The sequence below is a fragment of the Stenotrophomonas maltophilia genome (genome assembly GCF_047782825.1).
Classification (GTDB): Bacteria; Pseudomonadota; Gammaproteobacteria; order Xanthomonadales; family Xanthomonadaceae; genus Stenotrophomonas.
In genome coordinates, this window is the sequence record NZ_CP180589.1 from 1,974,274 (window position 1) to 1,987,652 (window position 13,379).

Annotated in this window: 10 protein-coding genes; 1 reads left to right on the forward strand and 9 read right to left on the reverse strand. The window is 67.0% G+C overall.

Annotated features, from left to right (window positions below; translation table 11 throughout):
- Nucleotides 1-20 precede the first annotated feature (20 nt).
- The 7 genes from ACM2ZB_RS09165 to ACM2ZB_RS09195 all read right to left on the reverse strand — a co-directional run bounded on the left by ACM2ZB_RS09165 (nucleotide 21) and on the right by ACM2ZB_RS09195 (nucleotide 8,101).
- On the reverse strand, nucleotides 21-923 hold the full coding sequence (locus tag ACM2ZB_RS09165) for a hydroxypyruvate isomerase family protein (protein WP_416058257.1): 903 nt from the start codon (nucleotides 921-923) through the stop codon (nucleotides 21-23).
- 200 nt (nucleotides 924-1,123) lie between these two features.
- Entirely contained in the window at nucleotides 1,124-3,172 is a 2,049-nt protein-coding gene (locus ACM2ZB_RS09170) for an alkaline phosphatase family protein (RefSeq protein ID WP_416058258.1), read from the reverse strand.
- Between the two features lie 26 nt (nucleotides 3,173-3,198).
- The gene (locus ACM2ZB_RS09175) at nucleotides 3,199-3,699 is read right to left on the reverse strand and encodes a hypothetical protein (RefSeq protein WP_313435247.1); all 501 of its coding nucleotides are present in this window, start codon (nucleotides 3,697-3,699) and stop codon (nucleotides 3,199-3,201) included.
- A gap of 249 nt (nucleotides 3,700-3,948) precedes the next feature.
- Entirely contained in the window at nucleotides 3,949-5,796 is a 1,848-nt protein-coding gene (locus ACM2ZB_RS09180; RefSeq protein WP_416058259.1) for a sensor histidine kinase, read from the reverse strand.
- Complete coding sequence (locus tag ACM2ZB_RS09185; protein WP_416058260.1) at nucleotides 5,793-6,467, reverse strand: response regulator transcription factor; 675 nt, start codon at nucleotides 6,465-6,467, stop codon at nucleotides 5,793-5,795. Before ACM2ZB_RS09185 ends, ACM2ZB_RS09180 begins: the two co-directional genes overlap by 4 nt.
- A gap of 76 nt (nucleotides 6,468-6,543) precedes the next feature.
- Nucleotides 6,544-7,416 carry a hypothetical protein gene (locus tag ACM2ZB_RS09190; RefSeq protein ID WP_416058261.1) on the reverse strand — a complete coding sequence of 291 codons (873 nt, stop codon included), beginning with the start codon at nucleotides 7,414-7,416 and terminating at the stop codon, nucleotides 6,544-6,546.
- A gap of 82 nt (nucleotides 7,417-7,498) precedes the next feature.
- The gene (locus ACM2ZB_RS09195; protein WP_416058262.1) at nucleotides 7,499-8,101 is read right to left on the reverse strand and encodes a single-stranded DNA-binding protein; all 603 of its coding nucleotides are present in this window, start codon (nucleotides 8,099-8,101) and stop codon (nucleotides 7,499-7,501) included.
- A gap of 385 nt (nucleotides 8,102-8,486) precedes the next feature.
- Here ACM2ZB_RS09195 and ACM2ZB_RS09200 point away from each other — a divergent pair, with 385 nt between their 5' ends.
- On the forward strand, nucleotides 8,487-9,518 hold the full coding sequence (locus ACM2ZB_RS09200) for a LacI family DNA-binding transcriptional regulator (RefSeq protein ID WP_416058263.1): 1,032 nt from the start codon (nucleotides 8,487-8,489) through the stop codon (nucleotides 9,516-9,518).
- A 177-nt stretch (nucleotides 9,519-9,695) separates the two neighbouring features.
- On the opposite strand, the gene ACM2ZB_RS09205 is transcribed toward ACM2ZB_RS09200, so the two are convergent.
- Nucleotides 9,696-11,753, reverse strand: coding sequence for an ATP-binding protein (locus tag ACM2ZB_RS09205; protein ID WP_416058264.1), 2,058 nt, complete (start codon nucleotides 11,751-11,753; stop codon nucleotides 9,696-9,698).
- Nucleotides 11,743-13,239 (reverse strand): ATPase domain-containing protein, encoded by a 1,497-nt coding sequence (locus ACM2ZB_RS09210; RefSeq protein WP_416058265.1) that lies wholly within the window; start codon nucleotides 13,237-13,239, stop codon nucleotides 11,743-11,745. The genes ACM2ZB_RS09205 and ACM2ZB_RS09210 overlap by 11 nt, the downstream gene beginning before the upstream one ends.
- Nucleotides 13,240-13,379 lie beyond the last annotated feature (140 nt).

Sequence of the window (13,379 nt, forward strand, 5' to 3'; positions counted from 1 at the left end):
TCACCTGGGTGGATATCGTTTCAGACGTCGCAGAGACGGATCGCCTCGCGCAATGAGCCAACGGGATCGGGCGCTGCAGGCGTGAATTCCTGCGCCAGATACCCATCGAAGCCGGTGTCGCGGATCGCGCGACAGATGGCCGGATAGTTCAGTTCCTGCTGATCGCCGATCTCGTTCCGGCCCGGCACGCCGGCAGTGTGGTAATGCTTGAAGAATGCGTGGTGCCTGCCGATGGTGGCGATGATGTCGCCTTCCATGATCTGCATGTGATAGATGTCGTAGAGCAGGCCGAAGTTGTCCGAGCCCAGCCGCTGGCACAACGCCACGCCCCAGGCGGAGTGGTCGCACAGGTAGTCGAGGTGATCGACCTTGGAGTTCAGCAGCTCCATCACCAGGACCACGCCGCGCTTCTCGGCGTGCCCGAGGATGCGCTTGAGCCCCGCCTCGGCATTGGCCAGGCCTTGCTGGGGATCCATGCCATTGCGGTTGCCGGAAAAACAGATCAGGTTGCGATAACCGGCATCGGCCACCAGGTCGATGTGGCGCGTGTAGCGCGCCACCAGTTCATCGTGGAATGCACGGCCCGCGAAGCCCTTGGTCAGGCCCAGCTCGGCACCGTTGCACATGGCGCTGTAGACGCCATGGGCCTTCAGCGTGGGCCAGTCGTCCGGCCCCACCAGGTCGATCGCGCCAAACCCGAGCGTTTTCACCGTCTGGCAGAGCTGGGCCACCGACTGCTGGGGGAACGTCCAGCGCGCCACAGACTGCTTCAAGCGGCCCTTGAGCGGCGTGGCGGCGGCCACCGACGGCAGCGCCCCCGCCCCTGCAGTGGCCAGACCAAGGCTGCCGGCGACTGCGATGCGCAGCGCGTCGCGCCGCGTGAACCCCGGCGCCGGCACCGGTTCAACTGAATGGATGGACATCCACTACCCGGCCTCCCAACCGGTGCAAACGCTGACCAATCACCGCAATGCAATCGATTGCACCATAAGGGAGGTTTTCTTTTTTTTGCAAGACGCGCTGCACGAAAACACATGCTGCGCAGCACAACGACAAGGTCGCCTGCGCCCGCGGTGGCGGGGAGTGCGCGTCACGATGTGCGCCCCCCCCGCCCCGCTTTGCGTTACATCGGGTCCGATTCCAATCCAGCCCGGTGGGTTGCACGCTCGATACGTAGCGCAGCCACCTGGCCCTGCACCTGTTGCAGGTAGGCATGGGCCTCGCCCCGGGTACTCAGCTGCCGGTAGCGCTGCAGCGCCTCGGCCTGCGCCACGGCGTCATCCCCGGCCAATTCGAGTTCGGTCTTCAAGGCAATCGCCAACACGCCGGGCAGATTGCCCTGCTCGGGCAGAGGTTCGGCTGCCCGCGCGGACAGGGCGGCCAACGCAACGCTGTCCATGGCCTGCGCCAGGTACTCGGCAGACGGTGGCACCGGTGCAGGCAAGGTATGCGGGCAGTCGGCACGCGCCGCACGCAGCAGCCGCGGCACCAGCGAGGCCGCCTGCCGATCGCGTTCGGTCAGCGGCGTCAGGCCCATCAGGGCCTCCAGTGTCGCCAGCACCGACGCATGGTCGTAGACCGTGCTGTCCACCGCCGCCGGCAACCACGGCGAGATCGCAAGCGTCGGCACCCGCACACCGGACACGCCGAAGCCGAACCCATGTTCGGACAGCCCCGGCTTGCCGGGCCGCTGGTCACCGGGCGAAGGCAACGTGACCGGCGGCTGCGAGTCGTAGAAGCCGCCATGTTCATCGTAGGTGATGATCAGCAGGCTGTTCGGCCACAGCGGTGAATTGCGGATCGATTCGTAGACATGCTTGACCAGGCCCTCGGCACCACAGGTTTCGTCCATCGGGTGCTGCGATGATCCGTGGCGATAGGTTTCCAGCAGCACGTTGCCGTAGTTGGGTTCTATGAAGGTGTAGGCCGGCTCGTAGTCGCCGGCCAGGTCCTTGGCCAGGTGCATGACATCACGTACCTTCAACGCACTCACCCCCCTGATGGCGGCAGCCTGGGTGATGTTGCCACCGTCGAAGATGTGGCCATGCGGGCGCGCGAAGCTGCTGTGCTCGTCCTGGTAGACGCGGTAGGGAATGCCGGAACTGCGCAGCGCATCGAAGATGGAACCATTCGGGTAGGCAAACCCGCGCAGCGCGGCCCAGTCCACCAACTCGAGCTTGGACGGACTATGGTCCAGGCCATTGGCCGAGGCCCCGTGCACGAAGAAGCGGTTGGGCCAGGTCGGCCCGGGCATCGACGAATACCAGCGATCGCACAGCAGGTACTGCTCGGCCAGTGCCTGCAGCACCGGCAGCTGGCGCGGAGTGTCGAAGCAGGCCATGACCTTGCCCCGTTCGCCTGCGGCGGTGTGCGGCACCTTCGCGTAGTTGGCCGCGTAACCGGAACCGTCGATCGGCGGATACGGCCCCCCCTTGGGGTAGCGTGCCCCTTGTCCGGCCAGCTGCTCCACCACATCCTCGAATTCGTGCCCCGGATCGGTCGGCATTGCCACCGGCGCACCATCGACCACCGGATAGCGCGTGCCCTGGTAGTCGTTCCAGTTGTCCTGCGGCGTCGCCTTGATGATGCCCTCGATGCCGGACATGGCGAAGATGTTGTCGAACGAATGGTTTTCCAGCATCAGCACGAAGACGTGCTGGATGGGATAATGCGGCTTGATCGCCGCTGCGCTGAACGTGAAGCTGTCGTGCGTGCCGGACAACGGCACCTGCAGCTTGAATGCAGCATCCTCGCCCACCGGCACATCCAGCACCTTCCGGTTGCTGTCGATCTGGGGGGCACCCAACCACCAGTCGTTCACGCCTGGGCGGTGCCCCTGCCCCACATTGATCGACACCCGGCCCTCGCCACGCTGGGTCTTGAACACCAGCAGCAGCTTGAAGGTGAAGTTCAGCTTGCCCGGCGTCCTGTCATGCGAACTGCCTGGGAACGCGTGCCCCTTGCCGCCAGAGCGGCTGTTGAACGTCCTGGCCACGTCCGATGAACCATGGCGATCGCAATGGAAGGTCACCGTGTATTCGTTGCCGCTCTTCTGCACCGTCACCGTGTCATCGTGTGACTGCCCCGAAGGCACGGCGATATCACCGTCGAAGCGGATGCTCTGCAGAGCGCCGGAATTGTCGGTGATCCGCACTACGTTCTTGCTTGACATGATCGTTTCCTCATCCTGATCGAGGGTCAGCGGATCTTTCCGGGTTTGAGCTCGAACGAATCGTGGGTTCCTGACAGCGGCAGCACCAGCTCGGTGCCGCCCACCGCCACGCTCAGGCTGGGCCCTGCGGACAGCACGCCGTTCCCGCCGATCCACCAGTTGTTCTCGGCGCCGTGGTGACCCTGCGCCAGGTAGATGCGGGCATGGCCCTGGCCCTGCGCGACCACGCATTCCACGTCCACGGCGAAGAAGAAATTGAGCTTGTCCGGCGAACCTCCGCCTCCGCCGCTGGGGGCGTATTCGTAGGGACCGCCGCCACACGCGGTGTTGAACGCCTTGGCCACGGCCGCCGTGCCGCTGCGCTCGGCCTCGAGCACCAGGATGAAGTCCAGGCCGGATTGGCGGATGCGGACCGTGCCATCGAAGGATTTCCCTTTGGACACCACCACCGAACCGGGAACGAACTGCATCCCCAGCACGGTGCGCGAACTGTCCTTGATGGTGACCTTGTTGCCGGGTAGCGACATATGCCTCACTCCTGCAGGAAAGTGAATGCCTCCGCCACCGGTCATACCCGCCGGCCAGCAGGGCAACGTGGATACAGCGGTTGTTCCCATTCACATGCCTGCGGTGCGGTGCACCGTGGGTGTGGCGCCCCCGATGCGCCTGTGCACGCCCGATCGCCATCACACGTTCCCCGCCGCTGCACCAGCCCGCCGCCATCAGGCACGCGGCTGCATGCTAGGCCCAGGCTGGCGCGAGGGGCATCCCCGAAATCAGGGGGGCGCGGTCTGCAGGGCCGGCTGCGGCAGCGACAGCGACAGGTGGGTGCCCTGCCCCTGCCGTGCCTGCAGGATGAACTCGGCGCGCAGGCGATGGGCACGTGCGCGCAGGCTGGCCAGCCCGGCGCCAGCGGTGGCCGAGGCCACGTCGAAACCACGGCCATCGTCGCTGACCTGCACCTGCAGGGTGCGGCCATCCCATTGCAGCCGTACCTGCACCCGGGCGGCGGCCGCATGCTTGAGCACATTGGTCAGCGCCTCCTGCAGGAAGCGCAGCAGGTCCAGGCTGCGTGCCGGGCCCAGGTGCAGGCCGGCCAGTCCGTCAAGCTTCCAGTGCATGGCCACACCGGCGCGTTCGAAGCGCTGCGTCCAGCGATGGCGCAGCGATGCCAGCAGCGCCGGCAGATCCAGATCCTGTTCGTGCGCGGTGGTGTCGATCACCAGCCGCAGGTCATCACGCAGTTCCTTCAGTGACGCCACCGCGCGCATCGATTCCGGCGTCGGCGGCCCCTGCTCCAGCGCGGCAAGCGTGGACACCAGGCTGCCACCGAAGCCGTCATGCAGATCACGTACCAGCTGCAGGCGTTCGCTGGCACGGGTATGGGTCAGCGCCAGCTGGTGCTCGCGCTGCAGCGTCTGTCCCAGCAGCCGGGTCGCTGCATCCACTTCCACGCGCAGCTCTTCATTGAAATTCTCGATGCGACGCATCGCCACGGCGAAGCGATGCGCCAGCACCGAACCCAGCCCGATCATCGTCAGCGGCGAGGTCAGTGCCAGCAGGTAGGCGCGTGCCGGCAGCACGCCGAAGTACACCAGGAAATCATGTGCGGAGGTCAGCAACGGCAGCAGCAGGCACGCAGCCAGCAGGCGCGCATTGCTGTCCTGGCCGCGCCAGGCATGCACGATGAACATCACCATGCCGCAGTAATACACGGCACCGCCCAGCAGCACCGCCGGCAAGCGGTTCGGCCCGGCCATCTGCGGCCACAACAGCGCCGCGGCGAAGGCCAGCAGGCTGGCTACACCGAGTGTGCGCTCCAGCCAGGGCCGGCGCAGGCGGCAGTAGCGCAGCAGGAACAGCGCGAAGCTGCAGGCCGCTGCCAGGTACAGCGCCGCGACGAAGGCCTGCCAGCCGTCGGTGCGGGTGAACGGCCACGGCCGGGTCACGATGTAGTTGCAGCCATACAACGCAAACAGCCACGCACTGAGCGCATACCAGCCATAGACGGTCTGCTCGCGGCGGAACAGCCAGAACAGGCCGAACAGTGCGCCCAGCACCAGGCCGACGGCCACCGCGAACAGCTGCGCGTCGTGACGCCACAGCATGGCCGCGCGATAGCGGGCCTGCACCTGCTCCGGCGCCCCTACCAGCACCTTGCCGAATCCCGGCTGGTAGGCCGCCAGGCCGGAGACGCGCACCAGCAGTTCGTTCTGCCCGTCGCGCAGCAGCGGCCGGTCCAGCAGCATGTACTGCGGGCGTACCCAGCTGCGGGTGAGCGGCTCGACCAGGGATGGATCACGGTGGATCAGGCTGCCATTGAGATACACCGCATCGGCCAGGCAGACGTAGTCCAGCAGCAGCCCAATGGGGGCGTCGCCCTGCTGCTGCCAGCGCAGCCGGTACCAGACCACGCCGTCGTGGCCGGGCCAGCGCGTGGTCCACAGATCGGGCAGCGCCACCGGTGTCCAGCCGTGGGCCGGTGGCTGCCGGGCCTGCCAGTCCGACGCCACCGCTTCGGCCTGCAGCAGGGTGCGCGGCTCCGGTGCCGCTGCCAGAGCGGTGGCGGACAGCAGCAACAGCAGCGCAGGCAGCCATGTCCACCGCGCCCAGCGCAGCCTCATTGCAGCCAGCCGTGCTGCCGGGCCGCGAATACCGCCGCCGTGCGCGAGCCCACCGCCAGCTTGCGGTAGATGCTCTTGGTGTAACTTTCGATGGTCAGCGGTGAAAGCCCCAGTTCCTGCGCGATCTCGCGATTGCTGTGGCCCTGCGCGACCCATTTCAGGATTTCGGTTTCGCGCGGCGTGATCGGTACCGGTTCCGCCGGCTCCACCGCGGCCACCACGGGTGACGGCGCAGGCAGCAGTGCCAGCAGGCCACGCGCAACGAAAGGATCGATGGGTGCACCACCGCGGGCGATGCTGGCCAGCGCCGCGCGCAGCTCATCGTCGTCGCGCTCCTTCAGCAGGTACCCGACCGCGCCACCACGCAGGGCGTCCAGCACGACGCTTTCATCACTCCAGCTGGACACCACCACGCAGTCGACCTCCGGCCGGTGCTGCTGCAGCCAGGCCAGCAGTTCCAGGCCGCTGCCATCGGGCAGGCCCAGATCCAGCACCACGGTGTGCAGCGGCGGCTGCCGCGCCAGCCAGTCCCGTGCCTGCGCCAGACTGCCCGCCACCTGCACCGACGCGACACGATCGGTTCCAGCCTGCAGCAGGGCCTTCAGGCGCTGCTGCATGCTTGGATCGTCTTCGACCAGCAGTGTGTGCTCCCGCTCCCCGGCAGCGTTCATCGGCGTTCCCCCGGCGCACCCCGCGCGCAGGCCGATTGTAGCGGCAGTGGTCGCGGCTGCCAGCCGCGCCCGTGGCTCAGCGCCTCTCCGCTTCGCCCTGGGCGGTGGCCAGCGCGCGCAGGTGCTGGTGCCAGCGCGGTTCGATGTCGGCGTAGCGGCCAATCCGCTGCCGGAACGCCACCGGATCAGCGCCGCCACGCAGAAGCTCCAGAGTCTGCTGGCGATGGGCCCGCGCATCGCCCTCCATCAGGAAGTGCACCAGGCTCCACCACGCAACGTAGTACCCGTTCACGTGCCCAGCGACCGGCGGCCCGCTGTCCTCCACCAGTTGCTGCAGGGAAGGCAACGGCGCATCGTCCAGGCGGGGGCGGCCGGCGCTGTCGAACTGCAGGTCGCCCAGCCACCAGACCGGATAACCGGCCGGGTCCGGCACGCCCGCGTGCAGAGTTCCTCCGGCAAGGCGGCTGGCGCCGAAATAGCAGGCCATGCCCTCGTTCATCCAGCGCCGTGGCGCCAGGCCACTGGCTTCGGCAAGCAACTGGTGGGTCACCTCATGCAGCATCCAGTGGTGCGGCGCATCGCCCTGGCCGGGGTAGGCAAAGGCGTAGGGCCGCCGGTAGTACGCCTCGGCCCACGGGCTGCTGCGGTTGTGCGCCTTGAAGTCGGCCTGGTCGCGGTACAGCACCAGCTGGAAGGGTCCGGCGCTGCCTGGCTGCCCAACGGTGGCGACATAGGATTGATGCAGCGCTTCCACGGCGGCAGCGACTGTGGCGGTCCGCTCCGGGGTGGCCGCGCTGTGGATGAGGAAGTGCGCCGTGCGTGACACCGGCGCAGACGGGCCCAGCGGCGTAGCAGGCGGAGCGTGGCTCTGGCCAACGCCACTGCCGGCGTCACCGCAACCGCCGAGTATCAGCAGCAGCGCCACGGTGGCTAGGCGGAAGGGTGTCATGTGCACCCACGCTACAACAAAAAAACCCCGGCAGGCGCAGGGCCTTGCCGGGGTTCTGTGCAGGCGGGAGCCTGGCGGAAAATCAGAACGGAATATCGTCGTCAGCGAAATCGTCCATCGGCGGTGCCTGCTGCGGCTGCTGCTGCGGGCGCTGCTGGCCGTAGCCGCCGCCCTGGTTGCCGCCCTGGTTGCCGTAGCCGCCACCCTGGTTGCCACCGCCCTGGTTGCCGTAACCACCGCCCTGGCCGCCGCCACGCTGGCCGCCACCGCTACCGCCGCCGTACTCCTGGCGCGGGGCCTGCTGGCGCTGCGGACGGTCGCCGCCGAAGTTGCCACCACCGCCGCCTTCACCGCGGCCGCCCAGCATCTGCATTTCGTCGGCGATGATGTCGGTGGAGTACTTCTCCACGCCATCCTGGCCGGTGTACTTGTCGTAGCGCAGGCTGCCTTCGACGTAGACCGAGCTGCCCTTGCGCAGGTATTCGCCGGCGATTTCGCCGAGCTTGCCGAAGAACACCACGCGGTGCCATTCGGTGCGCTCCTGCTGGTTGCCGTCCTTGTCCTTGCGGACGCTGGTGGTGGCCAGGCTGATGCGGGTGATCGCCATGCCGCCCTGGGTGTACTTCACGTCCGGGTCGTTGCCGAGATTGCCGACCAGGATGACTTTGTTGATGCCGCGCGCCATAGGTACCTTCGTCCGTTGTCCAGGGGCAGCCGCCAGAGATAGCACGTCCTCCGGGCAGGAGGCAGTGGCCCGGGGCCGCCCCCGATGAATTTGGGGGAATACAGGAACGGGGCATCTTATCATCGCCGCCGCCCCGCGCCGGGTCAGGGAAGCCCCCGGCGAGGACCGGAATGCGGCCCGATCCCTTGCCGGGCCTGCCCTGGGGGGTGATCGGCCAGCATCACAGACGCTGCCCCTGCCCGCGCCTGCAGGCCCCGGTGCGACAGTGCCTGCGCGGTCGCGGCGCGGTCATGGACTGACCGCCACGGCGGCTGGACAGGACAGCGGGCGGGTCAGCGCCGGCCACCCATGGCATCATCCGGTGATCATCCCGCCCGCACCGCTCATGACCATCAAAGGCAAAGCCACGTCCCTGGACATCGCCCACCTGGCCGGGGTTTCCCAGCCCACGGTGTCGCGTGCCCTGCGCGGCAGCCCGATGGTCAACGCCGAAACCCGCGAACGCATCCTGCGCATCGCCCGCGAGCTGAACTACAAGGTCGACAAGAACGCCTCCAGCCTGCGCCTGCGCAACGCCGGCACCCTGGCCCTGCTGTTCTTCGAAGACCCCACCAACGACGATTCGCTGATCAACCCGTTCTTCCACTCGATGCTGGGTTCGATCACCCGCGCCTGCGCACTGCACGGGCAGGACCTGCTGGTGTCCTTCCAGCAGCTGTCCACCGACTGGCAGGCCGACTACGAGGACAGCAACAAGGCCGACGGCATCATCCTGCTCGGCTACGGCGACTACCACCAGTCACGCGACCGTCTGCAGCGGCTGGTGGAACAGGGCACCCACTTCGTGCGCTGGGGCGCGGCCCTGCCCGGCCAGCCGGGCGTGTCGATCGGCAGCGACAATTTCCAGGGCGGGCATGACATCACCACCCACCTGCTGCAGCAGGGCTGCCGCCGCATTGCCTTCCTCGGCCATGCGTCCAGCCATTACCCGGAATTCGAGGAGCGCTACCGCGGCCATGTCGAGGCGCTGCGCGCGCACGGACTGGCCGCCGACCCGGCGCTGCAGCACGATGCGATCACCACCGAAGCGTCCGGTCAGGAGGCCTGCCAGGCCCTGCTGGCGCGCGGCGAACACATCGATGCCATCTGCGCGGCCAGCGACCTGATCGCCATCGGCGCAATGCGCGCCCTGCGCGAGGCCGGCCTGCGCGTGCCGCAGGATGTGGCGGTCACCGGCTTCGACGATATTCCGCTGGCCGCCTCGGTGTCGCCGGCCCTGACCACCGTGCAGCAGGACACCAAGCAGGCCGGGCAGCTGCTGGTGGAAAAGCTGCTGGCGCTGATCGGTCGCCAGCCCGAGGACAGCCTGAGCATTCCGGTGAAGCTGGTGGTACGCGAATCGTCGCTGCGGATGTAGAGCCGAGCCCACGCTCGGCTGTCGTTGCTCTTCTATAGAGCCGAGCCCATGCTCGGCTGCCTTTGTTCCCAGCCTAAAAGCAGCCGAGCATGGGCTCGGCTCTACAAAAATGCGAAAAGCAGCCGAGCACGGCTCGGCTCTATAGAAAGCCGCAAACGCAGTCGTGCAGGCTCGTCGCTACGGGGCGTCCGGCATGGCAGTGCGTACCGCCGCGCTGAACTCATCCAGCAGGAAGGGCTTGGCGATCATCGCCATGCCCTCGTCGAGGAAGGACGCGCGCTCCTGCGCCTTCTCGGCGTAGCCGGTCATGAACAGCACCGGCAGCGACGGCCGCGACTGACGGGCGATCTCGGCCAGCTGCCGCCCGTTCATGCCCGGCAGGCCGACGTCGGTCACCAGCAGGTCGATGGCCTGTGCCGATGCCAGGATCGGCAGGGCCCCATCGGCATCGCCCACCACCTGGGCGTGGTATCCCAGATCCTCCAGCACCACCGTCACCAGCATGCGCACCTGCGCATCGTCTTCCACCACCAGGATGGACTGCCCGGCACCACGCCGGATCTGCGCCGCCGGTTCGCCCGGCACCGCCGCCCCGGGCGCTTCGTCCAGTGGAATGAACAGGGTGACCACCGTGCCCTCGCCTTCGCTGGAGGCAATGGCGATATGGCCGCCGGACTGCTGCATGAAGCCATAGACCATCGACATGCCCAGGCCGGTGCCCTTGCCGATCGGCTTGGTGGTGAAGAAGGGTTCGAAGACACGCTCGACCACCGCAGGTGCCATGCCGGCGCCGGTGTCGGACACCACCACGCAGGCGTAGCGGCCCGGTGGCACCGACGGGTACTGGCCCTGCTCTACCCGGACATCGGCCGTGCGAAGGGTCAACTGGCCACCGGCCGGCATGGCATCGCGCGCGTTGATCGCCAGGTTCAGCACCGCGCTTTCGAACTGGTTCGCATCCAGGGTGGCATGCAGCGGTGCGTCCCAGGGCTGGGCAACAATGCGCACGCCTTCCCCAAGGGTGCTGCGCAGCAGGTGCTGCACCGATTCAAGCAGCGCGTTGATTTCCACCGGGCGCGAATCCAGCGACTGCCGACGGGAAAACGCCAGCAGGCGCTGGGTCAGCGCCGCAGCACGCTGCCCCGACGCCGTGGCGGTATCCAGGAACCGGGCCAGATCATCCACCCGGCCCATTTCCAGCCGCAGCCGCACGATATCCAGTGCGGACAGGATGCCGGTCAGCATGTTGTTGAAATCGTGGGCGATGCCACCGGTCAACTGGCCGATTGCTTCCATCTTCTGCGACTGCCGCAGCGCCGCTTCGCTGGCCTCGCGTGCGGCCATCTGCGCTTCCAGCTCACGCGTGCGCTCGGCCACCATCGCTTCCAGGGCATGTGCGTGCTGCTGGCTGGTGGCGAGCGCCAGTTTGGCGGCGGTGATGTCGGTGACGAAGACGTGGAAACCATCGATCCGGCCCTCGGCATCGCGGCGTGGCGAGTAGCGCACTTCGCAATCGCGCCGGCCGCGCTGCCGGTGCGGCCACTCGATCTCGAATACCGCCCCCTGCCCGTCCAGTGCGGCTTCCATCGCCGGGCGACGGAGCTGCCAGACCGCATCGCCGATGATGTCGCGCACGTGGCAGCCGATCACCGCGCCGGTGGCCAGGCCGAACCAGCTTTCGTAGGCCGTGTTGGCAAAACGGAAACGCATTGCCGTATCGACGAAGGCGATGAGCACCGGCATGGTATCGGCAATCAACCGCAGCTCGGCTTCACTGCGTGCCAGCGCGGCTCGGCCGTCAGCCAGCGCCTGCAGCTGGTCGCGCAGCAGAAACTGCTTCTGGCGGGCGCGCAACGCGCCCTGCACGGCACTGATGAGCGATACGCTTCCCAGCGGCCTGTCCATTTCAACCACGTTGATGGACGCCGGCAGCAGCGGCTCACGGGTGGAGCGGCGGTAGGACCGGGCGGAGCGCAGCAGGATGAAGGGAAGATCGGACCATGCGGGCTGCTGCTGCAGCACCGGCCACAGTGCATTGCTGCCACGCGCCATGGCTTCCTGTGTCACCACTACCAGTCCGGTGGCGTCCTCCAGCTCAGCGGCCAGGGCTTCCAGGCTGGGAGCTATGGAGGTGGCCAGACCGGCCGCGCCAAGTACCGCTGCGATACTCTCGGCATCCCGCCCAAACGGGGCGACAATACGGACAATCGCCCCACTGCCATCGCTATCGGGCATCGGTCTGGCCGAGCAGTGCGGCGCCATCACCCACGAATTCCGGCGTTCCAGTGAGAATGCCCTGGAAATCGGCCAGTGGCCCGCTGACGGTGATACCGCGGCCGTCGATCTTCAACTCGCGAATGGTGTCCTCGTGCGCGCCACCGCGGTTCTTGATCACAGAAATCGCCTTGCGGATGCGGCCTTTGGCCTCGAAGAAGCGGAACAGCACGACGGCGTCGGCAATGTAGGACACATTGAGGCTGCCGGTGGACATGGTACCGACCAGACCATGCTGTGGGTTGACCATGAAGGTGACCACGCCCTTCTGGTTGAGATAGGACAACATTTCATGCAGCTGCAGCATCAGCTGCTTTTCCTGCGGCATGGCCGTCACATAGCCGTTGAGGCTGTCGATCACCAGAACGCTGCAGTTGCGCTGCTCGACGGCGGTGCGCAGGTTCCATGAAAACTCGCCCGGTGATACCTCCGCCGGATCTACCTGCAGGATCTCCAGCAAGCCAGTATCCAAGTGCTTGTGCAGATCGATGTCCAGCGCTTTGGCGCGCGCCAGCAGGGTGCCCACCCGTTCGTCGAACTCGAAAATGCACGCGCGCTCACCGCGCTCGCATGCCGCCCACACATACTGCAGCGCCACATTGGTCTTGCCGCTGCCGGCAGGGCCGGTCAGCAGCGTGGAAGTGCCCCGCAACGGCCCACCACCCAGCAGACGGTCGATCTCTTCAACGCCACTGCTGACAGGCGTGCCGAGGAACCGGCCATGATGTTCGGAGGCGATCAGGCGCGGGAAAATTTCCAGCCCCCCGCTGCGGATGACCATATCGTGGTAACCGGCCACGAATTCGACACCACGCAGCTTCTGCACCTGCATGCGGCGCCGCGCCGGACCGAAATCCAGGGTCAGCCGCTCCAGCGAGATCACGCCGTGGCAGAGACTATGCAGCTGCCCGTCGCGTTCTTCACCGGTGGAGGTCAGGTCGTCCACCAGGATGACCGTGGCGCTCTTGGGTCCGAAGAACTGCTTCAACGAAAGGATCTGCCGGCGGTAGCGTAGTGAATCCTGGGCCAGCAGGCGCAGTTCGGACAGCGAATCGAACACCACCCGGGTCGGCCCGATGCTGTCCACCTTGGACGTGATCAGGTTGATCGTCTCGTCCAGTTCCATTTCCCAGGAGTGCAGCACCGACTGCAGGCGTCCATTGCCCATAGCACCCTCGGCCGAGCCGAGTTCGAACAGGTGCAGCCCGTCCAGCGACCAGCCGTGGGCGGCCGCCACTTCGCGCAGTTCCTCGGCAGTCTCCGACAGCGTGATGTACAGGCAGCGCTCGCCGTTGCGCAGGCCTTCCAGCAGGAACTGCAGCGACAGCGTGGTCTTGCCCGAACCGGGCGGGCCCTCCAGCAGGAATAGGCGGGCCTGCGGCAGGCCCCCACCCAGAATGCTGTCCAGCCCCTCGACTCCCGTTGCGATCCGCATGTGCGCCTGCATGGCTCTGAAGATGCACCCGAGCCTATCGGGGTGCCTGTCGACGCGCCGTGTGATCCAGCGCACCCACCGTGGGCGTATTCAGGTTGATTTCATCCCGCCCCTGGCCTCTCCAAGGCGGGCACCCATGACCAACGGCGTTT